At 42.2% G+C, this 23,184-nt stretch carries 26 protein-coding genes and 1 pseudogene; 22 read left to right on the top strand and 5 right to left on the bottom strand.

The window, feature by feature from the left end; genetic code table 11:
- The 7 genes and pseudogenes from QFZ80_RS16775 (at position 1) to QFZ80_RS16745 (ending at position 4,618) form a co-directional block, all read left to right on the top strand.
- Positions 1-645 (top strand): 2-oxo acid dehydrogenase subunit E2, encoded by a 645-nt coding sequence (locus QFZ80_RS16775; RefSeq protein ID WP_307545232.1) that lies wholly within the window; start codon positions 1-3, stop codon positions 643-645.
- Positions 646-667: 22 nt separating this feature from the next.
- A pseudogene (locus QFZ80_RS16770) lies at positions 668-1,847 on the top strand (acetyl-CoA C-acetyltransferase).
- A gap of 21 nt (positions 1,848-1,868) precedes the next feature.
- Positions 1,869-2,729: a 3-hydroxybutyryl-CoA dehydrogenase gene (locus tag QFZ80_RS16765; protein WP_307560094.1), complete on the top strand. Its 861-nt coding sequence runs from the start codon at positions 1,869-1,871 to the stop codon at positions 2,727-2,729.
- Between the two features lie 160 nt (positions 2,730-2,889).
- Positions 2,890-3,246 (top strand): hypothetical protein, encoded by a 357-nt coding sequence (locus QFZ80_RS16760; RefSeq protein WP_307560092.1) that lies wholly within the window; start codon positions 2,890-2,892, stop codon positions 3,244-3,246.
- A 12-nt stretch (positions 3,247-3,258) separates the two neighbouring features.
- Complete coding sequence (locus QFZ80_RS16755; protein WP_307560090.1) at positions 3,259-3,606, top strand: DUF962 domain-containing protein; 348 nt, start codon at positions 3,259-3,261, stop codon at positions 3,604-3,606.
- A gap of 40 nt (positions 3,607-3,646) precedes the next feature.
- Positions 3,647-3,928: a hypothetical protein gene (locus QFZ80_RS16750; protein ID WP_307560088.1), complete on the top strand. Its 282-nt coding sequence runs from the start codon at positions 3,647-3,649 to the stop codon at positions 3,926-3,928.
- 222 nt (positions 3,929-4,150) lie between these two features.
- Entirely contained in the window at positions 4,151-4,618 is a 468-nt protein-coding gene (locus QFZ80_RS16745) for a GNAT family N-acetyltransferase (RefSeq protein WP_307560085.1), read from the top strand.
- Positions 4,619-4,760: 142 nt separating this feature from the next.
- On the opposite strand, the gene QFZ80_RS16740 is transcribed toward QFZ80_RS16745, so the two are convergent.
- Complete coding sequence (locus QFZ80_RS16740; RefSeq protein WP_307560083.1) at positions 4,761-5,708, bottom strand: FkbM family methyltransferase; 948 nt, start codon at positions 5,706-5,708, stop codon at positions 4,761-4,763.
- A gap of 191 nt (positions 5,709-5,899) precedes the next feature.
- Here QFZ80_RS16740 and QFZ80_RS16735 point away from each other — a divergent pair, with 191 nt between their 5' ends.
- From QFZ80_RS16735 to QFZ80_RS16700, 8 genes are all read left to right on the top strand, one after another.
- Complete coding sequence (locus tag QFZ80_RS16735; RefSeq protein ID WP_307545248.1) at positions 5,900-6,610, top strand: class I SAM-dependent methyltransferase; 711 nt, start codon at positions 5,900-5,902, stop codon at positions 6,608-6,610.
- 14 nt (positions 6,611-6,624) lie between these two features.
- Positions 6,625-7,032, top strand: a complete 408-nt coding sequence (locus tag QFZ80_RS16730; RefSeq protein ID WP_307545250.1) for an NUDIX hydrolase — start codon at positions 6,625-6,627, stop codon at positions 7,030-7,032.
- 167 nt (positions 7,033-7,199) lie between these two features.
- A complete protein-coding gene (locus QFZ80_RS16725; RefSeq protein WP_307560081.1) occupies positions 7,200-8,105 on the top strand; it encodes an S-layer homology domain-containing protein in 906 nt (301 codons plus the stop codon).
- 172 nt (positions 8,106-8,277) lie between these two features.
- On the top strand, positions 8,278-9,321 hold the full coding sequence (gene mreB / locus QFZ80_RS16720) for a rod shape-determining protein (RefSeq protein WP_307560079.1): 1,044 nt from the start codon (positions 8,278-8,280) through the stop codon (positions 9,319-9,321).
- 14 nt (positions 9,322-9,335) lie between these two features.
- Positions 9,336-9,716 carry a hypothetical protein gene (locus QFZ80_RS16715; protein ID WP_307560076.1) on the top strand — a complete coding sequence of 127 codons (381 nt, stop codon included), beginning with the start codon at positions 9,336-9,338 and terminating at the stop codon, positions 9,714-9,716.
- Between the two features lie 15 nt (positions 9,717-9,731).
- Positions 9,732-9,992, top strand: coding sequence for a hypothetical protein (locus tag QFZ80_RS16710; RefSeq protein ID WP_307560074.1), 261 nt, complete (start codon positions 9,732-9,734; stop codon positions 9,990-9,992).
- A 133-nt stretch (positions 9,993-10,125) separates the two neighbouring features.
- Positions 10,126-10,476: a VOC family protein gene (locus QFZ80_RS16705; protein WP_307560072.1), complete on the top strand. Its 351-nt coding sequence runs from the start codon at positions 10,126-10,128 to the stop codon at positions 10,474-10,476.
- Between the two features lie 23 nt (positions 10,477-10,499).
- On the top strand, positions 10,500-10,976 hold the full coding sequence (locus tag QFZ80_RS16700) for a GyrI-like domain-containing protein (protein ID WP_307560069.1): 477 nt from the start codon (positions 10,500-10,502) through the stop codon (positions 10,974-10,976).
- Positions 10,977-11,346: 370 nt separating this feature from the next.
- On the opposite strand, the gene QFZ80_RS16695 is transcribed toward QFZ80_RS16700, so the two are convergent.
- Positions 11,347-12,111, bottom strand: coding sequence for a C40 family peptidase (locus QFZ80_RS16695; RefSeq protein ID WP_307545266.1), 765 nt, complete (start codon positions 12,109-12,111; stop codon positions 11,347-11,349).
- A gap of 172 nt (positions 12,112-12,283) precedes the next feature.
- Between QFZ80_RS16695 and QFZ80_RS16690 the strand changes: the two genes are divergently transcribed.
- Entirely contained in the window at positions 12,284-13,519 is a 1,236-nt protein-coding gene (locus QFZ80_RS16690; RefSeq protein WP_307545268.1) for an MFS transporter, read from the top strand.
- Positions 13,520-13,604: 85 nt separating this feature from the next.
- Here QFZ80_RS16690 and QFZ80_RS16685 read toward each other — a convergent pair whose 3' ends face one another.
- On the bottom strand, positions 13,605-13,787 hold the full coding sequence (locus tag QFZ80_RS16685) for a hypothetical protein (RefSeq protein WP_307545270.1): 183 nt from the start codon (positions 13,785-13,787) through the stop codon (positions 13,605-13,607).
- Between the two features lie 144 nt (positions 13,788-13,931).
- Here QFZ80_RS16685 and QFZ80_RS16680 point away from each other — a divergent pair, with 144 nt between their 5' ends.
- The 5 genes from QFZ80_RS16680 to QFZ80_RS16660 all read left to right on the top strand — a co-directional run bounded on the left by QFZ80_RS16680 (position 13,932) and on the right by QFZ80_RS16660 (position 19,403).
- Positions 13,932-14,438 (top strand): DUF3189 family protein, encoded by a 507-nt coding sequence (locus QFZ80_RS16680; protein ID WP_307560067.1) that lies wholly within the window; start codon positions 13,932-13,934, stop codon positions 14,436-14,438.
- A 217-nt stretch (positions 14,439-14,655) separates the two neighbouring features.
- Complete coding sequence (locus QFZ80_RS16675; RefSeq protein ID WP_307545274.1) at positions 14,656-15,501, top strand: VOC family protein; 846 nt, start codon at positions 14,656-14,658, stop codon at positions 15,499-15,501.
- 168 nt (positions 15,502-15,669) lie between these two features.
- Entirely contained in the window at positions 15,670-17,148 is a 1,479-nt protein-coding gene (locus QFZ80_RS16670; RefSeq protein ID WP_307564141.1) for a spore germination protein, read from the top strand.
- A gap of 21 nt (positions 17,149-17,169) precedes the next feature.
- Positions 17,170-18,279: a GerAB/ArcD/ProY family transporter gene (locus QFZ80_RS16665; RefSeq protein WP_307560064.1), complete on the top strand. Its 1,110-nt coding sequence runs from the start codon at positions 17,170-17,172 to the stop codon at positions 18,277-18,279.
- Complete coding sequence (locus tag QFZ80_RS16660) at positions 18,276-19,403, top strand: Ger(x)C family spore germination protein (protein ID WP_307560062.1); 1,128 nt, start codon at positions 18,276-18,278, stop codon at positions 19,401-19,403. Before QFZ80_RS16665 ends, QFZ80_RS16660 begins: the two co-directional genes overlap by 4 nt.
- 12 nt (positions 19,404-19,415) lie before the next feature.
- On the opposite strand, the gene QFZ80_RS16655 is transcribed toward QFZ80_RS16660, so the two are convergent.
- Together QFZ80_RS16655 and QFZ80_RS16650 are read right to left on the bottom strand one after the other, a co-directional pair.
- Positions 19,416-20,057 carry a response regulator transcription factor gene (locus tag QFZ80_RS16655; protein WP_307560060.1) on the bottom strand — a complete coding sequence of 214 codons (642 nt, stop codon included), beginning with the start codon at positions 20,055-20,057 and terminating at the stop codon, positions 19,416-19,418.
- A gap of 47 nt (positions 20,058-20,104) precedes the next feature.
- Complete coding sequence (locus tag QFZ80_RS16650) at positions 20,105-22,258, bottom strand: GAF domain-containing sensor histidine kinase (RefSeq protein WP_307560057.1); 2,154 nt, start codon at positions 22,256-22,258, stop codon at positions 20,105-20,107.
- Positions 22,259-22,486: 228 nt separating this feature from the next.
- Between QFZ80_RS16650 and QFZ80_RS16645 the strand changes: the two genes are divergently transcribed.
- Positions 22,487-23,077, top strand: a complete 591-nt coding sequence (locus QFZ80_RS16645) for a hypothetical protein (protein ID WP_307545283.1) — start codon at positions 22,487-22,489, stop codon at positions 23,075-23,077.
- The last annotated feature ends 107 nt before the right edge of the window (positions 23,078-23,184 follow it).

Below are 23,184 nucleotides of genomic sequence, written 5' to 3'. Positions count from 1 at the left end.
ATGCAGAGTAACTCTGAGAATCCCCATGCTTGGATGATGATCGAAGTGGATGTCAGTAACCTCGTCGTCTTGCGGCAAGAGTTGAAAGACACCTTTATGCGTAGAGAGGGCCTCCCGCTTTCGCTTAGCCCGTTCGTATTGAAACCGATCGTGAATGCCTTGAAGGAGTTCCCCATGCTGAATTCAAGCTGGCAATCGGGCAGCATTCTTTTCAAAAAAGATATCAACCTATCCATAGTTGTTGCTAATGCCGACGATACCCTCGTAACACCTGTGATTTATCATGCGGATCGTAAATCCATAGCAGGAATCGCGATTGAGATGGTTGAGTTGGTCATGAGGGCGCGAAGTGGTTCCTTGCTGCCTTCCGATTTCGTTGAGGGTTCATTTACATTTAGTAACACCGGCTCGGTAGGATCCTTGCTTTCCTGTCCAATCATTCATAATCCGCAGGCGGCCATACTGACTTTTGAGTCCATCGTACGTAAGCCCGTAGTCATTCAGGAAATGATTGCGATCCGATCGATAGCCAACCTTTGCCTTTCCTATGATCACCGGATTGTAGACGGGTTGATTTGCAGCCGGTTCATGCAGCGGGTTAAGTATTATTTGGAACAATATGATCAAGAAACGATCATTTATTGAGAACGATGGGGGGGGCGGATCCATGAGGGAAAGTGTAATTGCGGGCGGTGCCCGAACGCCGTTCGCTAAGTTTGGCGGTGCCTTAAAAGATGTTCCCGCTGTCGTTCTCGGAGGAATAGTGATAAAAGAGGCGATCCTCCGATCTTCGATTGATCCGGCAACAATTAACGAAGTGCTTATGGGGATGGTGCTGCAGGGAGGTTCGGGACAAATTCCCTCTCGTCAGGCTGCCCGATGGGCTGGTCTGGACTGGAGCGTGACGACGGAGACCATTAACAAAGTGTGTGCTTCCGGGCTGAGAAGTGTGACAATGGCCGATCAAATCATACGTTCAGGAGATGCAGATATTATTGTAGCCGGCGGGATGGAAAGCATGAGCAACGCACCGTTTGCCCTGCCAAGCGCCCGGTGGGGATCAAGAATGGGGGATCAAAGCCTCGTGGATCTCATGATTCATGATGGTTTATGGTGTTCATTTCACAACGTGCATATGATCGATCATGGCAGCACGGTTGCCGCAGAGTTTGGAATTAGCCGCAAAGATCAGGATGACTGGGCTCTTCGCAGTCATATTCGTGCCGTAGAAGCGATGAATAAGGGATATTTTGCGGAGGAAATTGTCGCTGTAGCTATCGAGAGTAAACAAGGGAAGAAAGAGATTGATCAAGACGAAGGACCTCGAACAGATACAAGCCTGGATAAGCTTGCCGGGTTGCCTGCTTTAATGAAGGATGGCACCATAACGGCGGGTAACGCCCCCGGCGTTAATGACGGCGCTGCCGCCATGGTGGTTATGTCCAAAGAAAAGGCTGTTTCTCAGGGGATAAGGCCTCTGGCTAGAATTGTAGGTCACGCAGCCGTTGGGGAAAGAGCGCCATATATCGCGATCACACCGGCTCTGGCAATTCTGAAGCTGCTGCGTCAAAACAGGTTTGTCTTTGGAGCAAATCGACAGGTTTGAGGTGAATGAGGCCTTTGCGGCTGTCATGCTGATCAGTGGTAGATTACTTGGCTGGAATTCGGAGCTAGTCAACGTAAATGGCGGAGCGATTGCACTTGGTCATCCCATTGGCGCCAGTGGGGCGCGAATCATACTTACTTTGATCCATGAACTGCGGAGAATTGGCGGTGGCTATGGCATTGCCGCGATATGCAGCGGAGCAGCTCAAGGAGACGCCATTCTTTTGCATGTAGATCCATAAGTTTATGGTGGGGGTGGATAGATGAAAATACAGACTATCATGGTTGTAGGTGCGGGACAAATGGGGAGCGGAATCGTTCAAGTTGCTGCAGCTTCGGGCATGAAGGTGCTGTTGCATGATATTTCCATGGATTTTATTGACAAAGGATTAGCTTCGATAAACAAACAACTATCTAGAGGTATTGAGAAAGGAGGTCTTTCAGAAGCGAGGAAGGCTGAAATTCTAAGTCGAATACATCCTGCGGAGCAACTAGAACAAGCGGAACAGGTAGATTTTGTGATAGAAGCTATTTCAGAGAATATGGTGTTGAAAACTTCACTATTCCAAAGGCTGGATATCATTTGCCCACCGATGGCAATCTTGGCATCGAATACGTCATCGCTTCCCATTACCGAAATTGCCGCGGTGACGGGGCGTCCGTCCCATGTGATAGGCATGCATTTCATGAACCCAGTACCGGTTATGCCTTTAGTTGAAGTCATCCGTGGTTTGGAAACCTCGCAGGGAGTGTTCGAAGCTGTATACAAATTGAGTGAAAAGATGGGGAAGACCCCTGTGGAAGTGAAAGACTTCCCTGGATTTGTGTCGAATCGTATCTTGATGCCGATGATTAACGAAGCTGTTTTTACCGTTTATGAAGGAGTTGCATCTGTTGAATCGGTCGATACCGTGATGAAGCTCGGCATGAAGCATCCCATGGGACCGCTAGAGTTGGCTGATTTCATCGGGTTGGATACATGCCTATCCATCATGGAAATCCTTTATGAAGGCTTTAAGGATTCGAAATATCGTCCGTGTCCATTACTGCGGAAGTATGTGAAAGCGGGGCGTTTGGGGCGTAAATCTGGTCAGGGGTTTTATTCGTATCATGGTTTAAAATAAGGGTATCAATGGGCAGTCACTTCACACGGGCTGTCCATTTTGATTCGACCATAAGAATTTTTCAGAAACGGGGAGTTTGTGCAGGGATATTTTGGGATTTATTGAATTAAACCAAAGGAAGTTTTGAAAAAAATTAATCAACAACCGAAAGGAATAACCAATGACGATTATTGGAATTATTACAGCCATTATTTTTGCAATACTGATTTCTATTTATCTAGGGCCATTTGGGGGAATCGTTTTACTGGCTGTTACTTTTGGGCTTGTTCTAAGTACACATCAAAGAAACAAAAAAATGTATGAAGATATTCAGAGAATGAAAGAACGATTAGGCATCGTGGATCGTGACGATTTTCATATGACGAATGAGGAAATTGAAGAGGAACTTGAACTTGAAGTACGTAGTGAATCCGAACAAAGGGAACTTGAGAAGATTAATGCAGAAATTGAAGATGAACTTGAAGATTATTCGAACAAAGTAAATGAGAAAAATAAAGATATGGACGCTGATAAATGAGGAAAAATTGAGATGAGACTAAAGAAGTTCAAATATCGAGTTCAACGCGACTTAGATTATTATCTGAAAGAGCATCAGAATAAGACCAATCAAATACTGCACTATTTTGCTTTTTTATCGGCTTTTTTGGCTTGGTTATTTCTGTTTTATGATCTAAAAGCAACGCTGATTCTTGGCTTAATACATTACCTTTTATCGTGGATAGGACATTTCTATTTTGAGGGGAATAAGCCAGCATCGTTTCGGTACCCACTTATAGGTTTCTATTCTGGGTTTACATGGTTTTTTATAAAGACGATAGAGATTGTAACTGGAAAAGATATCTTGAACACATGGTTAAATGAGAAACGTGAGGATTGAGAATAATTGAAATAAAACTCGCTAAGTAAAGGGATAAAATATGAATGATGAAAAGTTTGAAGAAGATTGGGAAGTTTATCAGAGCATTTTGAGACTAACGAAAACGCTATTGAAGCAAGGAACGACACCAGCCGTGGCAAGAGAAATCGTACTGAAATCAACCGAATATAGAGTGTGGACTTCGACTTTGCGATGCTTTTCTATTTGTTGTGACGAAATCGAGTTTTATTTAGACCTGAAAGGTACGGTTGAATTTGAGCAATATGATGAAGACTTAAGATCCCTTGCCCTGGAAGAAATGCATGGTATGTTGGTCTTTTAGAGTTTTTTTCTTTATTTACTGGAAACGCGAGTGGATTGCTAAATATTGATGAACAGAAATTAAGAACACTTGAGCAAAGTACGATTAAAATTGAAGAGTTTATTACACTCTTTGAAAGTAAATATAGAATATCGGGTGATAGCTGAATGATGAACGATAGATTGTTAAGGAGCTTTTTTTTGTTTTGTAGTAATCGTCACAAATAAGGATGGAGTGTGTTGCATGTTATTTGAAATTAGAGAAGCAAAAATAGAAGAAGCAGACATTGTATTTCGTACAATGCAAAAGTCATTTATGGAATATAGTGGGAAACTGAATCCACCTTCAGGAGCACTTTCTGAGACGATTCAAAATGTTATAAACATCTTTAAAGAAGGTGGTGGAGCCGTAATAGCATGGAACGGAAGTATGGCTGTAGGCTCCGCCAGATATAGATACATGGATCATTATATGTATATTGGCAGAGTTTCGGTTCTACAAGAATATCGCGGAAGAGGAATATGTAAATCACTATTAAATATTATAGAAAACAAAGCATTGTCAAGTGGAATTCAAGAATTAAGAGTTGAAGTGCGGTTGTCAATTCCAGAAAACATAGGTATGTATAAAAGACTCAAATATGAAGTCATTGAACATAAGTTTTATCCGGAGCGGACAGATAGCTGGTATGTAATGAGTAAGAAACTATAAGTTAAGATGATAAAAATCTTGGACAAGTACAATTAGAAAGTAGTGAACATTAATGGCAGTTATAGCGTGTACAAAGAAATTATTTGATTTAAGCAAATTTCCAGTTTTACAAACACATATTTAACTAATTTAAGAAACTGTTCTAATCCAATCGAATAATCTGCGAATAGATCTCTGGAATCTTCACGCCTGGTGAGACTAAGATGATATCCGTGTGAATATGTTTCTTTTTGAATAACATTTGTAGTTTTTCCAGAGAAATTTGCTCGAAGTGGTACAGTTCCTGATTGTTCAAGTAAACATAAAGGTTGAAATGCTCTTGTAAATAAGTTAAAAATACATGCGCCTCTGTATCACTTTTGGCTAAATATTTACTGTCAAATTCAATAAATCCAAGCATATAAGGACAATTTTTAATAGATTGCAGCATCCCTTGGATAACCTTCTCTTCATGACCTTCAACATCGATTTTAAACAAGAGCTTTTCTTTTTCCAGCGGATACTGACTAAGCAAAGAGTCAAGTGTAATGCTTGGAATATCGTGTTGTTGGTAATGCTTCGATCCGTTGGGATTGCCAAGAGTTGCGGTTGAAAGTCCAGACCAGTATTTGTTAATGAAGAAAGATTGCTTCTCACTATCTTCATTAGAAGCCATAGCATAAACGGTGTTAATTTTTTTGCGGTTTGGATGTATTTTCTTAGAACGTTCAATATACGGCTGTAAATTAGGATTGGCTTCAATTCCTATCACTTTGCTGTTCTTAGGATAGGTTACAGAAAAGAGACATTCGCCATAGTTTACTCCTACGTCTACGATCAAAGTGGGTCGGAAAGAGGCAACCGCCGTTTTCCAAAACAGATTCAGCCTTGGTTGTGTCATTCCACCTGTCATATACAAAATTCTTCCGCGATTTTCAGTTGGATCGACATACAGAATACGAGATGAACCGGGAAGCACAATTCGGTCTGTGCGCCATCGTCTTATAATAGTGCGAGACAGCACATAGCGGGCAGTTGATTTCATAATTTCCCAATAACGTAAAGAAGACTCTTGTTTAATAACAGCTTCGTAAGATTGTTTATGGGGCATAATGTAGTTCCTTTCTTCTAATAGTTTTTGGATAAGAACGTGTAGTCTTTTATTTTAACAAAAAGTAATTACTTATGAGTTATGTGGATGTAAAGGGAATGTTTATTTATGTGAAATTATTTCAAAACAATTAATGAATTTAACGTGGTTCCTAATTTAGAGTGATAGCTAAGAAGAAGAGGAAAACAACAATGGATAATAGGATCAAAAAAATTAGAAATGAAGAGCGAAAATATCATGAAGCTTGTTATGATAACTACAAATTATTTGCAGAGGGATCATGGTTATCGAAACCAGTAAAAACAGTGATGGATACGCTAACTTATTTTAATTCCAATGATAATTTAACTGTATTAGATCTAGGTTGTGGAGTAGGTAGAAACAGTATTCCAATTGCTGAGTCAATGAAGGATCGCCAAGCGGGGAAAATCATTTGTGTTGATATAATTGAATCTGCACTTAAGAAATTAGAAGATTATAGTGAACAGAATGGAGCTCGTGCGTACATAGAACCAAAGCTATCAGACATTGGAGACTATATCATCGAAGAGAATCAATTTGATTATATCATTGCGGTTTCTGCCTTAGAACATGTGGAATCAGTACCCAAATTTATACAAGTCTTAGAGAGAATGGCACGAGGAACGAAAGAAAACGGGATTAATTGTGTTATTATGAGCACCAACATTCAAGAAATAGATATAGAAACAGGAGTAGAATTAGATCCATTTATGGAGCTTAATTTGACAACTGAGGATGCGAAACAATTATTATCAACGGCGTATGAAGAATGGGAAATAATTTTAACTACTGTAAAGCCTTTACAATTCAATATAGAGAGAAATGGGCGCAAAATTCTGCTTAAGAGTGACTGTTTAACGTATGTCGTTCAAAACCAATAAGAAGGAGAAGAGAGATGAATCCACCAAAACATATTGTTTCGGCAGCTGCAATTGTGATAAATGAGCAGAATGAAATATTACTTATTAAGGGACCAAGAAGAGGATGGGAAATGCCTGGAGGGCAAGTGGAGGAAGGAGAATCCTTACAAAGGGCAGCGATTAGAGAAACCAAAGAAGAATCAGGAATTGATATTGAAATAATCAGATTTTGTGGGATTTTTCAGAATGTAGAGAGCTCAATCGTAAATACATTATTTCTCGCGAAGCCAATTGGTGGAGAACTAACAATAACGAACGAAAGCTTAGAAACCAAATATTTTTCAATTGAGGAAGGGTTAAATTTAGTGACTTGGAAGAATTTTCGGCAGCGCATTGAATATTGTTTAAGATTGGATTCGCAGCCTTTTGACATAGAATTCTAGCAAAGGATTTAACGCCATAGACCAAGTTAGAACTTTATTTAAAAGATCAGTAAGCCGAGGGAGAATCCTTCGGTTTTTATTTTTTTTTAAATTCACTGAAACATTTATCACGTACGATACGTTAAGAGGTTGTAATAAGATAATCAACTAAAAGGAGAGAATTAACTATGAAAAAGATAGCGGCTTTAACTTTAACAACAGCTTTGGTTAGCAGTTTGACTTTTAGCAGTGCCTTCGCTTTTACGGATGTAGAGGAAGGACAAGCTGCAGCCATCGCTTCCCTACAAGAACGCGGGATCGTGAGCGGTATTGATAAGGATCATTTCGTTCCCAAAGGAAAGATTAGTTATGCACAAACCGTTCAAATGATTGTTAAAGGCATGAATTTGAACTTAGATACGATGCGCTTTATTAAACAACCATTAGCTTCGGACATCTTTACCAATATCCCTAATGATGCTTGGTATGCGGATGCCTTTATCAAAGCGCACTACAACGGTATGGATATTCCAAAGGATGTAAACCCGAACGCTACAATCACTCGTGAACAATTTGGAGAAATGCTTGTACGTGCTTTGGAAAAGAAGGGCGATTTCCCATTAGTGAAAATGTTTATCCCGATCAAAGATGAGGCTCAGATCACACCTGAATATCAAGGGGCGCTACAACGCTTGTTGCTTTATAAAATTGCCGAACTTGACAAGGAAGGTATGTTTAATCCCAAAGCCGAACTTAATCGTGGCCAAGCCGCAGGTTGGATCTATAATGCGATTCGCGTCCTGGAAACACATATCCAAAAACCGGCACCTGTAGAAGATGTATCCGTAACTGTGGAGAAAGTAACTGACGATGTGAACAAGGTTACCTTATCAAGAGGTCAAAAACCGAATTCAGGTTACAGTATTGCCATTCAAAATGTTCGATTTGACCAAAACGGTCAAGCAGTGATTTCGTATACGCTGCAAGATCCAAAACCAGACACAATGTATGCTGAAGTGATAACTGAGGCAAAAGCCGTAACTTACGTTTCCTCAGCCTTTAAAGCAGTAGCTGAACCAGCAGCTGTGAACTAAATTAAGCTTACTTGAGAGTGCCGCTCACCTATATGGTGGGTGGCATTTTTTGGGTTACCCCCCTAGAATGGCTGCTTTATGCGAACAAGTATGAAGATGCAGTTAAGTCAAAATCAACTAATATACACGCTACTATGGGCATTGTCTATTGAACAGCGAGAAGGAGCGAGTCATGTTAAAGAGATTAGAAGAACTGTTTGGTGTGGATTTGGGCACTTGTAATACACTTATTTATCAACAAAAAAAAGGGATTGTTCTGCAAGAGCCGTCTGTTGTCGCCATTCAAACGGATACAGGGGAAATTAAAGCTTTTGGCCAAGAAGCCTATGATATGATTGGAAGAACTCCAGCTAATGTGGAGGTCATCTATCCTTTAAAAGATGGGGTTATAGCCAATTTTGATATGACCTTAGCGATGCTGAAATATTTTATAGGCAAAATAAAAAGAGGTTATCAATGGTTTCGCAGCTTCCAAGTGCTGATCTCCGTGCCTTGTGGAATAACGAATGTACAGAAGCGTGCCGTTGAAGAAATGATTGTACATAAAGGAGCAAGAAGATCTATCACCATCGAGGAGCCATTAGCTGCAGCTATGGGCGCCGGGCTACCGGTTGCAGAACCAATTGGAAGCATGGTTCTTGATATCGGCGGAGGGACAAGTCAAGTAGCCATCATCTCTCTTGGTGGAATTGTCGTAAGTGAGTCGGTTCGCCGTGGAGGCATGTCAATTGATCAGGATATTATCGAATATGTAAAGAAAACTTATAATATGGCCATTGGAGAACGGACTGCGGAGGAAATCAAGAAGAACGTCGCTGCCGTTGTGATGCCTGTGAAAGAAGTGAAGATGGATATAAGAGGGCGTGACCTCGTGCAGGGCTTGCCAAGAACGATATCGATTTCATCGCAGGAAATTTACGAGATTATGGATGATTTTGTGAAATCGATTCTGGAATGCGTTCGACTCGCGATGGAGAAATGCCCGCCGGAACTTGCCGGTGATGTGATGGAGCAGGGCATTCTGCTATGTGGTGGAGGCGCATTGCTGGAAGGATTGGATAAGCGGCTTCAGCAGGACATAGGCGTTCCGGTTCATCTCGCTGAGCACCCGATGGAATGTATTGCTCATGGTACAGGGAAAATGATAAACTTCAATGGGGCGATTATTGAGCGGTCTGAAAAGATTGTGACACAAGATCGAGAAAGCGTCCTGTAAAGGAGGCTTTTCTATTGAAATTTAGAGCAGTATCTGATCAGACGAAAATGAATGTTATGCTTTGGAGTATTAAAAAGGAAATCATGAAAGAGAATAAGTATTTAGAATCCCTACCTTATGACCCTACGCCAATTATGGAGGTCGTGAAACACCATATCGATAGATGGGACCCCGTTAAGCTTCTAGCGATGGATTGTCCGGATGATGAGTATGATGGTGAAACGCGAACGATAACCATTTATATCACTAAACATCTAGATGATCTGGATGCACTATCCCTGGGCAAGGCGATTAATAAGATATTGGGTGATTCCTTTCGTGGTGAATTTCAAGCAGACGAACAGTCTATTGAAATAGCTTCAAGTATCATACATTCACTAAGATCAGGCGTATAGAAATGGGGTGTTGTTGTGAGCGAAATGCTTAACAAATACTGCGCCAAAATATTCGGTAAAACGGGTGTTATTACCGAGATTGGCGTCGTTAAAAAGGTTGCCAGCCGGACGGTTCACGTCGATTGGGGAACTAAAACGTGGATCTATCAGAATAAAGATTTCATCTGGGCACCGCTATCGAAAGAAGAGTTTGAAGAAAAGTATAAGAAACCTAAATTTTCTGAGGGAGCGCTTGCCCGAGCCTTGGAATTAGGTTTAAAGATTACTTATAATTAATACCCAGAAACCGCTCCTTGATCATCAAGGAGCGGTTTCTTTTGTTCATTTCAGAAATAAATTCATTTGCATGGGAACAAATATTCGGTATTATAGGGGTGGGTATAAATACCAATTATGGAGGTTGAATCATTTGGGCCGTGTTGTCTTATTTGAAATGAATAGTCAGGATCCGGAACGAGCTGCAAGTTTTTATTCATCTGTTTTTGGCTGGAAAGTTGCAGAGCCTAACTGGGGATACCACTCAGTGACAACAGGAAATGATGATAAATCTGGCATTAATGGCGGTATTTCAAAGGGACCAAGTGATTTTCCACACGGAATAAGAATTCAAATCGAAGTTGACAACATAGATGAAGCACTTACGAAATCCGTTGAGTCCGGAGCACAAGTTGTTAGAGGAAAGATGGAATTTGATGATTTTTATCTTGCTTATTTAGTGGATCCAGTAGGGAATGGGATCGGTTTAATACAGAATAAATAGTCAATAAGAGAGGGACGATTACTTTGGAAAACAAAACGATGATTAAATATCACTGTGAGACTCTTCGAAGAGAGTATCAATTAGTTGGTCAGAGTCTTACAGCCAATTTTCCAAAAGGGTTCCCAGATGCAGCACTACAAATACAAAGTCAATTTGCTGAGAGAAGACATGAGATCACAAATGCGAAGGATCAGGAAATCCTCTTTTCGCCATATATGTGCAATGGGATATTCGCTACCTATTTTGCTTGCCTTGAAGTGGATGATTTAACTGTAATACCCGAAGGGATGATTGGTTTTAAGCTCCCTGCCGTTAATTTTGCCAAAATAAATTGTACAACCAAAACAATAGGTGAAGCGTACTCGAGAATATTTGAGTGGATGAAAGAAAATGGATATCAACAGAAGTTTTTGGATCAATCTTGTCCGATCGAAATCTATTACTTTGAGGAAAATGTAGAGGAAGAAAACGTTGAAATATTAATACCTATAAAAGATTAATTAAATCAAGAGGCGTGTTCTTTAGAAAAGATCGCGTCTCTTGATATTTTTATGCCTTAGTTAAAGCAAAGGTCATTTTACTGCTGCTTGTGCCGCTGCAATGTTACCTAGAGGGAAAAAAGTGATCACACCTCCATTTTGGCTGCAATTGTCTGCTTCTAGAGACTTACCATACCTCACAGTCAAGTCTTTCACTGCTGCAATGGCATCAGCCATTCCTTTCCATGGAACCTTCCAACAAAATCCTAACTCGCTCACCTTTGGGAGCAATCGGTTCCACAGGATGAAACAATGTTTCGTCCATTCCATTAGGAACATAGATAGAATCTTGGATGGAAACCAGGCCAATCAGATATGTGGGAGTTAAGGGCTATTTTGTGTCGAGTACCGAGCCACCTAAGGCAAAGCGATAGGTTAGATGATTATTGGCAACTTCATCAATACGTACGCCACCTGTGGCCGCTGAAGCAGTATGTATGATTTTTCCATTACCCAAATAGATACCCACGTGTGTAATGTTTTCGATGGATTTATCCATCCCGGTGTATAAATTCGGATCTGTCCCTTTATAACTGACGAAAAAGAGCAAATCTCCACGCTGGGCTTGATCGATAGTTGTGTAAGCCCGATTGGAAAAAGATTGAACATAGGTCGCTTGACTTCGAGAATCTTTTGGGATATCCATCCCTAGAGAAGAAAGATAAACCCAATGCGTGAAGTCGGAGCAGTCAAATGTGGATGGGTCAGATCGATCTGAACTGAATTCGTATGGAGTTCCATAGTACATAGCCGCATGTGAGATCACATTCTCTGCATAATTACCTTCTTTGGGCTGGATAGATGGATTGGGCCAAACTTGAACGAGTCCTTGCGTTCCTCCAAGAATTTTGATAGTGCTATTCGTGGAAGAAGCGGCATCTTGCGCGCGATAACCGCGCTTTTCTAGTTCGATGTTGGCATCACCCCTTTGAAGCAATACGTCTTGATTTGTAATTTTAGGGTCCAATAGCCGCCTATCCATACCGCCTTGTTGCGTTGAGACTCCAATTTGTTGAGGGTCAAAATTCCCTTTACCGCACCCGGATAAAACAAGTATACAGCTTAATAGGGTAAGTAATTTTTTAGTATGTTTCATTATAGGCCTCCTATAGTTGATACCCATATTATGTTTAGATCGGTCACATTTAATCCGATGGGAAGAGTGATCAACTTGAGGCTTGATTATTGGTTTGCTGAGGGAGTGTTTTTCAGAAATTTAACACAAAATAGGATAAGGCAAGCTAATGATATGATTAGGAGAATGCGTTTTGAATGTAAATAAAACAAGTTTGTTAAGTGAACCGGCAAAACGAAAGTTGCTTTTCAGCACAGGTATTAGTTGGTTGTTCGACGCTATGGATGTAGGAATTATCTCGTTTATTGTTGCTGCGTTAGCAGTCGAGTGGAAATTAGGTGCACAGCAAATTGGTCTGTTGGCAGCCATTAATTCGATCGGAATGGCCGTAGGGGCTTTATTAGCAGGCTCCCTTGCAGACCGATACGGACGTCGTATGGTATTGCTCTGTACGCTTATTATATTCTCCGCTGCTAGTGGACTCTCTGCTCTTGCTACTAGCTTTGTTATCCTATGTGTCTTGCGTTTCATTACTGGAATAGGACTTGGTGGAGAACTTCCTGTCGCGTCAACTCTTGTTTCTGAGTCGTTTCCTGCTAATGAAAGGGGACGTGCTGTCGTTCTGCTAGAAAGCTTCTGGGCGTGCGGGTGGATCGTCGCGGCGCTTATTGCTTACTTCGTGATTCCTTCCTACGGCTGGCGGGCAGCCTTTGTTATCGGTGCGCTGCCGGCATTATATGCGTTATACCTCAGACGAGCGATTCAAGATTCACCTCGATTTACAGAGCTGCGCAGCCGGAAATTGTCATTCGGCGAACGTATAGCTTCCGTATGGTCATCTCAATATCGCAGATCCACGTTAACACTTTGGATTTTGTGGTTCACAGTCGTATTTTCCTATTACGGAATGTTTCTATGGCTGCCAACCGTCATGGTTCTTAAGGGTTTTGGTCTCGTGAAAAGCTTTCAATATGTATTGATCATGACGTTAGCACAGCTTCCAGGTTATTTTACCGCCGCTTTTTTCATTGAGAAATTCGGCCGCAAGTTCGTGCTTGTCACTTATTTGCTGCTGACAGCAGCAAGCGCATTATGGTTCAGTAATGCTGAAACGGAAGGGATGTTGATAGCAGCTGGTATTAGCTTATCTTTTTTTAATCTTGGTGCATGGGGAGCCATGTATGCTTACACACCTGAGTTGTATCCGACTGAAGTACGCTCTACGGGTGTTGGGCTTGCCGCTTCCTTCGGACGTATCGGCGGTATCATTGGTCCGTACCTTGTAGGTTTGCTAGTGGCGAGTGATAAAGCAATCACTTCCATTTTTATGGTATTCTTCGTAGCGATTGTCATCGGAGCCCTTGTTTTATTGTTTTTTGGCAAAGAAACAAAAAATACGGACCCCGATTATGCAGCTGATCCTACCTAGTGGATATTCCTAGACGACGGAGATGCAACAAAAAACCACGCATCAGTGCGTGGCTTCTCTGTATTATTCTCTAAATAGTTACAAATTACGTTGTCTCACGTTCAATGATTTCATCTAGTTCTGAACTGTGCTCGTTAGCTGCTGCAATGATTTCTTGATCTACCTTATTTTTTCCTTGCATGAGTTCAGCTGCCTGGGCCTGATTGTTCAACTGTTCTACCTCTTGGCCGATTCCATGCGCTCCTTGATGTCCACTGTTTGTTGTCATTGTTAAGAATGCTCCCTTGCTGTTTTTTATAAGGATACAACAAACTGTAATATGCTCGAGAATAAGGTTGTTTTATTCATTGTAGGAGATAATGAGTAAAGATGTTTTAAAATAATATCGCAATCAGGGTGGTGGATATGAACAATGATCTATATTTATAACGATTTCGGGGGAACTCATACAACAGTTTTAGCTGCAGCTTATCATCTCAAAAAGTTAGACGGTTCCCACGAGCCAACAAAAAATGAGATCCTGAATACACACAATTTCAATAAGCTAGTTTACAAAGACAGAGGGAAGTTATACTTTCATGGCAAGGATGAAGATGGCAATAAAGTATACACGATGGGCAGAGGAAGGTCTAAAATCCTAGTTCCGGGTGTATTTAATCTCATTGATATGCTAATTGAAGAAGGGGTTCTCAACGAAAAAATCATTTTATCCAACACGTCTCCAACTGTGCCTTTTGCGATGACGTGTGGTGGCATGCTTTCACGATGGTTAAAAATTGATTTCATAGGTGTGCCTTTATTGGTTAAAGGGGCAAAACAAGCATATAAAGACATTTTTAATCTCGTTCAACATACGAAACAGACCGCGAAAACGTCAACCTCCCAATTAATTATGCTTGAAAATAAAGAGTTCAAGTAAGTATTCAAGTTTGAAATGAATAAGATAACTCGAGCAGGCGCCGCGGCGACCTGCTTTTTCATTAAAACTTTGTGGCAAATCTAATGCTTACTCAGTCATAAATAACTTGACTTGGTGTTAACTCCAAGTTATAGAATCTAAGGGTAAGTCAAAGTGATCAAGATGAACATTTCGATCATCCATACTTGAAGTCTAATATATTATGGGAGGTACTCATATGAAGTTTCATCAACAGCCAATTACATTTGTTAGTCATGTACATTTAATCGTTGAAAAGCTTGAAAGGTCTTTATCATTCTACCAAGGGGTATTAGGTTTTCAACTTTTGGATCGCACAGAAACCTCAGTTTCACTGACGCTAAACGGAAAGGATGTACTGGTGACCCTAGAGCAGCCAGCAGATGTCTCACCGAAAGAACCACGTCGTTCAGGACTTTATCATTACGCGATACTTTTGCCGGACAGGAAAGAGTTAGCAAAAGTCATTCAGCACTTCATTGATATCAAATACCCGTTACAAGGAATATCCGATCATCTTGTGAGTGAGGCGCTGTACTTGGCTGACCCAGACGGGAATGGGTTGGAAATTTATGTAGACCGTCCATCTGAAAACTGGGAATGGATTGGGGAGCAAGTCAGCATGGCAACTGAACAGGTTGATTTACGCAGTCTTTTATCTGAAGCAAATGGAGAGAAGTTCACTGGTTTGCCGACTGATACCATTATGGGACATATTCATCTACATGTCTCAGACCTCGCAAAAGCAGCAGAATTTTATGTCAAAGGACTTGGATTTAAGGTTGTTTATCAAATAAGCAATCAAGCTCTCTTTATTTCCAGTGGAGGATACCATCATCATATTGGATTAAACATCTGGAACGGTAAAGGCATACAAGCGCCATCTCGTAACAGCGTTGGTCTGAAATATTATACGATCGTATTTGCTGATGAACTAACTAGGGATGGTGCAAAAAAGAATCTTGAATTGTTGGGCTATCCTGTAAACGAAAATACAGCAGTCGACCCATCAGGCAATCATATTCTGTTTGTCGCTAAGGATTAAATTAGAGACAAATTACATAAAGTAACGGGCCTCAAGTCCTTAAGAACCATCGATATAAACGCGATGGTTTTTTATGTTTTTCAAAGCTATATGGGATTGTTTTCCTGACATTTTGACATACTATGCGATATGGCATTGTGAAACGAGGGATTGTTTAACGTGCAGAACATGAAAAATGACTTACCTGCCGATATTATCGAGCTGGAACAGCTGCTTCAAGAGGCTCTAAATGACAATCCAAATTTAATTGCCAAATATGTCATGCTTGGACAGCAAACAGCCGCAATCTATTACATAGAAACACTAGTTGACCAGGATTTGCTTCAAAGGGATATTATTCAACCTTTAGTGAATTTAGTCGATGTACCTTTAGTAAATGAAACAGAGCGGTTCCCCGTTGCAGGGATTGTTGAGGCTGAAGATGTTGAGGCTGTAGTGGAGAAGTTGTTGTTTGGATGGGTGTATCTTCACTCCGACGATTCCCGTTTTAATCTTTTGCTGAATATGTACAAGCCTCCAGATCGAAGTTATTCAAAACCGGATGCCGAAAACCAAGTTCTTGGTCCGCAAATCGCTTTCACGGAAATCTTGAGGTCCAACATTGCCTTGCTTCAAATGTACCTTCCGAGTCCAAATCTTTGCCAGGAGAACCTAGAGATCGGGCAGGGAAGCAAGACGCAGCTAGCCATGTTTTATATCAAGGACCTCATAGATGATGAGCTTGTCAAACGAGTACGCGATAGGATCAATAGTTTGGAGATAGATGGTCTTATAGCTAGCGCACAGCTGGTTCAGTTAATAGAGGATAATAAATTTACGATATTTCCGCAGTTTATCTTGACCGAACGTGTGGATCGCGCGTCGTTCAGCTTATCAGAGGGGAAGATCGTCGTCTTTGTTTCTGGAAGTCCGTTCGCCATCGTATGTCCATCGACGATGATGGATTTCTTCTCCTCCCCTGAAGATCATATGGTCCGGTGGAATATGGCTACTTTCATTCGACTCTTACGGGTTGGAGCTATGGTTCTGTCATTATTATTTACACCCCTCTATGTCGCTGCCCTAACGTATCATTATGAAATCATACCTTCGGCTATGGTCGTGCCGCTGGCAGAATCCCGAACTCGAGTACCGTTTCCACCCTTGATGGAAGCCTTGTTTTTGGAGATAACGATTGAACTGCTCCGCGAAGCAGGCGCAAGACTTCCGAGCAAAATTGGCCAGACCATTGGGATCGTAGGCGGTATCGTCATCGGACAAGCCGCCGTGCAAGCAGGTTTCACAAGCAATATTCTCATCATCATCGTAGCTCTAGGAACGTTGTCCTCCTTTATAGCACCGATTTATCTGATGGGTATTACGATTCGTATCATTCGGTATCCAATCATTATCCTTGCAGGCTTCTATGGAGGAATCGGGATCATGATTAGTATTTGCTTTCTGGTGATCCACCTACTTCGTGCGACAAGTCTCGATCAACCCTATTTGTATCCCTTATATCCGTTTAGGAAAGAGGACTTGAAAGACAGTATATTGAGATTACCTTTTTCTTTCTTAAGGAGACGCTCCTCGTATACCAAAGGCGAAGATACGTACAGATTTGAAAAACAAGAGCTTTCGACAAACCACGGAGATATCGATGAATGAAGGAAGAAAGGAGGAGTTAAGGTGAAGTCGGGAAATCCTCCAAAGCGTCTGATGTTCAGTTCGTTTCTCTTATTTTTTGTTATTTTTGAAAATCAGGTAGGGGTTGGTTTGGCAGGATTTCAACGAGTTATTTTTGAAAGGGCAGGGCATGATGCATGGGTATCTATATGCATGGCTGGAGTATGGGCCCATATCACCGTATGGATTATGCTCCGAACCCTTAGGTTGAATCCGAATAAGGACCTTTATGAAATCCATAAAGATCTTTATGGTCGCTTTTTCGGGGGTCTAATCAATGCTTTGTATATGTTGTATATGCTAGCAGCGGCAATTGTGATATCACGCAATTACGTGGAATTGGTTCAGACCTGGATATTTCCGGAAATACCGACTTGGTTGCTGAGTACGTTCTTGGCTATGTTAATTACTTATGGCGTTCTTGGCGGAATTCGGATTGTAGTGGGGATCTGCTTTATGTCCTTCATTATGACCATATGGTTGATTATTGTTTTATATTTTCCTATTCGTTATGCAGAATGGTTACATCTAGCTCCGGTTATGGAGGCTAGTATTTCGGAGTTAGGGCAAGGCATGTTGAAAATGTCTTTGACCATCATCGGATTTGAAATCCTGATGTTTGTGTATCCTTTCGTTCGTAACAAGGAGCGTGCCTCTTTGCCCATCCATATGGGTCTTCTGGCAACCACAGTCTTATATGTAGTTATCATGGTGATAACGATTGTTTATTTTAGTCCTGATCAACTACTGAGAACCGTTTGGGCAACTTTTAGTCTGTTCAAGATTGTTATATTCCCGTTTCTGGAACGCTTTGAATATGTAGCTATCAGTTTGTGGATGTTGATTATACTCCCGAACTTAATGATGTACATGTGGGCAGCATCCAAAGGAATAAAGCGAATTTTTAGTTGGAAACAGAAATATGCTCTTTACGCCTTTGCTTTTATGCTTATTGTTGTATCAAGTCTTTTCAAAACGCGCTTGCAGATTAATACCATGAATGACAACTTTGGAAAAGTGTCGCTGTATATTGTGTTCGGATATCCCTGGATTCTATACGCTGCTGTCTTGATCAAACAACGCTTCCGAAGGGAAAAAGGGGTGATGTCATGAGAAAATCGGTGATCGTTCTATCCATTATCGTATTGCTCCTACCCATTTGGACAGGCTGCGTGCAGAAACGAATTTTGGAAGAATTAGGACTTGTTGTCGTTGTTGGTTATGATCCTGCTGAGAAAGATCGCATAAAGGGGACGGCGCTGCTGCATCAAATTGATCCGGCAGCTAAAGAAAAGGTCCAAGTGGTTGTTACGAATGCTAACACAAGCAAAGGTCTTCGCAATGCTCAAAACCGTGAAGTATCGAAGCGTGTCGTTAGTGGTCAACTTAGGGTCGCCATTTATAATGAGAAGCTTGCACGGAATGGGATCATAACGCTTGCCGATACGCTTTCAAGAGACTCAGTCATTTCTGATACAATTTTTCTAACAGTAAGTAGAGGAAGCGCGGATAATATCATCACGCACCGATTTCCGGAAATCAGCAATATCGGAACTTACCTTTATAAGATGATCCGTCAAAATATTCAAGGAGAACAAATCAGCTCGTGTACGCTACATGAATTTATTCACGACGTATATTCCGTAGGCAAAGATCCTGTACTCCCAGTAATTGAGCGAATTGGCGACCAAATTTTACTGAACCATACCGTTTTATTTCGGAATGATAAAATGGTAGGAGAGCTAAGTGCGGATGAGGCATTTGTGCTTAAGCTCATTCGCGATCGATATAAAGCCGGTTCATTGGAAATATCATTAGACGCGGAGCCTTTTCGCCAATTGAAGCCAAGCTTTCAGGGAAATAAAGTGGATATCGTGATCGAAAATATATCAAGCTCCAGTCAAATTAAACTGGTGGATCCTTCTATTCCGTCTTTTTCTATCCATATAAAAATGAATGTTCGAATACAAGAGGTTTCTACCGATTTGAAGCTAGGAGAAAAAAAAGTCATACGTGCTTTTGAAAGCGAGATATCTAAGGAATTTGTTAGGCGTATACAGAAGTTGATTGCAAAAACCCAAGCGGTCCAATCGGATCCGATTGGGTTTGGTGAAGTCTATCATGCAAAGGTACGACACTCCAATCTGACGGATGAGAAGTGGAGGGAGATGTATCCCAATGCCAAGGTCCATGTGGATGTCAAGACAATCATGGTTCGCTCTGGTGTGGTAGAGTAGTTGTATTGACCCTCAACCCTCCCGAGATTCCTTCAAAAGTCGCTTAGCTTCGTTCCGATCTACAACTTGAAGCTTGTTCAGTATCATAGACACGTTGTTGGCCACAGTCTTAGAACTGATATGCAAACGCGTGGCGATTTGTGCGTTGGTATCCCCTTCAGCGATACGCTCCAATATCTCCATCTCCCGCTTGGATAGCTCAGCCAAAGCAGGGTGATCCACGGTATCCACCAGCTTGGGCATCGCAAAGTAATGCATCATCCTTGCCGCGATATCTGAGCTGAATACAGCTCCGCCACTGCCCACCATGCGGATGGACTGCATGAGCTCAACTTCGTCCGCGTCCTTCAACACGTAGCCCTTAGCCCCGACGCGCATGGCGGTAAAGACCGACTGATCATCGCGGAACATCGTAAGGATTAAAACCTCGATATTCGGGAATTTCTCTTTAATCAGCCGCGTGGCCTCGATCCCGTTCAGTCCGGGCATACGAATATCCATTAAAATCAAATCAGGCTGGCATTGTTCCGCCAGCTTCAAAGCTTCATCTCCAGAGGAAGCTTCTCCAACAACCTCTAAATCTTCTGTCGTTCTAAGCAAATTTCTAACTCCGCTGCGAAATATCGGATGGTCATCTGCGATTATGATCTTCATGTTTAATCATCAATCTCCTTCAAGTTCAATTCTCTCGACATCAACTCTTACAGTGGCAGCACAGCCATAACTCTTGTGCCCCCGTTTTCAAGTCTTTCTATTGTGCAGTGTCCACCCAATTCAGTAGCCCTTTCCCGAATGGAGACAAGGCCAATGCCGCCTTTACTGCTCGAAATCCCCGACCGAGCTGGGAGGACTGTGCCATTATCTGAGATTTCCACCAGCAGCTGGTGGGAGGATGAGACGTCCAACCGGATGGTACAGGAGGTAGCTTTGGCATGTTTAATGACGTTAACAAGTGACTCGGTAACGATTCTATACACGGCCACCTCCACCGCTGCTGGCAGAGAGGGCAATGGCTGTGGCGCATGCAGCTCCACGCTCAGCGGAGCTGCTCCCGCTTCATCCGCAAGCAGCATCGCAGGCTTGGACAGCAGAGCGATCCGCTCTTGGATCGCCCCGATCAGCCCAAGCTCATCCAGCGTGGGCGGTCGTAAGTCATGGACCAAGGTGCGGATTTCATCGACCGTGGATCGAATGACTTGCCGCAAATCTGCCAGCATCTCGATGGCGGTATCGGGCTGTTTGACGACGTATTTCTGCGCCGTCGCTGCGTTTAGAGCAAGCGCAGCCAGCCTTGGCGCTAAATCGTCGTGTAAATTCTTGCGAATTTGCCGGCGCTCTTCCTCGCGGGCTAACACTAACTTCTCCCGCGATTCCTGTAAGTCATGAGCCAGCAGCTTCATGCCTAGCGTCATGTTTACATTTTCAACGATTGGTCCGGCTTGCCGTAGTAGGACATCTAGAAACTTACTGTCTTCTAAGGTAAATGTTTCCCCAGGCGATCTACTGGCAATATGGAGCATGCCCAGCTCTTCACCCCTATGAATAATAGGCATCACATGAAGATCATTGTTAGGTTCACCGGCAGAAGCAACCAAGGTGTCCTGACCACCAACGCCAATAGAAATACCAGTATAAGGGAGGCGTAGTGCATCTTTAACTGTCCTTACGACGGCATCAAGGATGTCTTCCGGGGCAATCGGCTGAATGAATTGATTGCCGAGCTCTAAAAGAACCGCATACGGGTCATCATGTCGGCCTTTCATAAGCCGATTAATTTGGCGCTGCAGCCATTCTTTTAATGGAGCGAACGCTACTGCAACTACAGCTGTGGCCAAAAGGGATACGATATAGTTATCCCGGGTTTGAAATAAACGGCTTAAATAAAGAATAGCCAGTGTGTACAGCAGTACTACACAGATGGATAAGGCTGCATAGACAAGCGTCCGATTGACGATTGGGTCAATGTTCCATAGCCTCTGCCGCAAAATCGAAACCATCAACGTAACTGGTATTGCTGTTAAGGAGAGGTTCAGAATGGCGTTCAAATAAACGTAAGTCATAGCTGAACCGTCGTTGAGACTGGGATCAAATAAAGCGCTCATCCCAACGAATCCGACGAGTCCGATGGAAACCCCAAACACCACCCATTTGGTTTGCTGCCGCTGAGCGGGTGAGGACACTTTACGGAAACGGTAAACTTGTGAATAGATGAGAATGAGCGTTGATCCCCCATACCAGAATAGTTGAAGGAATTCGGGAATATGAAGAGAATTCCATATGTTTCCTTCTAAAAAGAAATTTAATACATCAACGAACACAATCAGACCAAAGGCGGCACGAGTCCATCTCGGCACGAACATTCCGTCAGGAAAAAGAAAGAAAAATAACGACAAAGAAATCCAACCAAACATAGATACAAACATAAACCAGCTGTAGGCGAATGTTGAACCTTCAGAGGCAACCATGACCAACGAAGGGAATGACGTACCAAAAGAAACCATAGCCAGAGCTGCAAGCAGTCCCATCGGCTCCCGAAAACCTTTCCACAGTACAATAGCAGAAGTGGAGTAAAAGACAAACGTAAAGACGCAGTCAATGAGCACGAATAAGAGAGCATAGCTGTCTAAGCTTAGTCCCTGATCGGGCAAAGGCATGGCAGGGACTAGAATGCCGCATCCTTGGACAATACATGTTTGTACCAAAGCCGTATAATACTTCGGAATGCTGCCTATATACAGCGCGGCTGTTATCAAGCTGAAAACAAGCACAAACAGCTGCAAGATCAACATTCTCCAAGCTGTTTTTCGTTCATTTCGCATTTCTGGATTACTTCCTTTGACAATCTCCATCGACATGCCACAATCGCCTTCCTAATTAGAATCTTTTTTCATTTAATTATAGCTTGATCCCTGGCCTTATGAAAATGGATTAAGGATAATTTCCCATTAGCTTTCCTGCTTATTCCCGAAAAAGATTTGAAAGTTTCCCGAAAAGTCGGGAGTCTCTGCTCTGTTTTCCGTGATTTCCCACCGTGTAATCTAAATAGCATAGCAGCACAAATTCGATTTGGAGGATGAGGTAAAATGAATGAGAAGCAAGTCATCAAATGGTTAGGCATGATCTGTATCCTGGCGGGGATTACACGAATGGGAATGACGCCGGCTTCGATTATTTGGGGGACGGACAGCACACAAGAGCTGACAACGGGTTTGATCGCTTGTATTCTAATGTCAGTCGGGACGATCGTCACCTATATGGTACAATCACGTGAAACGGGAGTCTCTGGATTCATTACGACCCTGTTTATCATTGTGGGGAACATTTTAACGACTGCGATGGTATGGTCCCAATTTGCAGCAGGTGGGGCGGAAGCGGTTATGCCGGAGGGTACATTAGTTAACATTTCAAGAATGTTTGGCATGATCGGTTTCATGGGAGGCACTTTGATATTCGTGATCTTGACCTTCCGTGCTAAAGTATTTCCGCGCTGGGTTCCCGGACTGTTCTTGCTTATGATTCTCTCCATCGTCATTCCAGTCGCAGATAATAAATGGTTCGCGTTCTTCTGGGGATTGACTTATGTGGGGATGGGCTATTGCATTTGGGCAAATAAATTAAACAAATCAGCTGTGAAATCTTTGGGGCGAGCTACTTCTGATTTCGTGAATACGTAATTGGTTAGTTTGATAGCCGTAGGGCCTCCATTAGAGGACTCCGGCTTTTTTCCTGTCTTTCGGTCGACTTTTCAAGAATTGTAAGCACAAGAGGGGAGGCTTGAACT

Origin of the sequence: Paenibacillus sp. V4I7, from assembly GCF_030817275.1 — a bacterium.
GTDB lineage: Bacteria > Bacillota > Bacilli > Paenibacillales > NBRC-103111 > Paenibacillus_E.
This window is presented reverse-complemented; position numbering and strand designations above follow the sequence as displayed.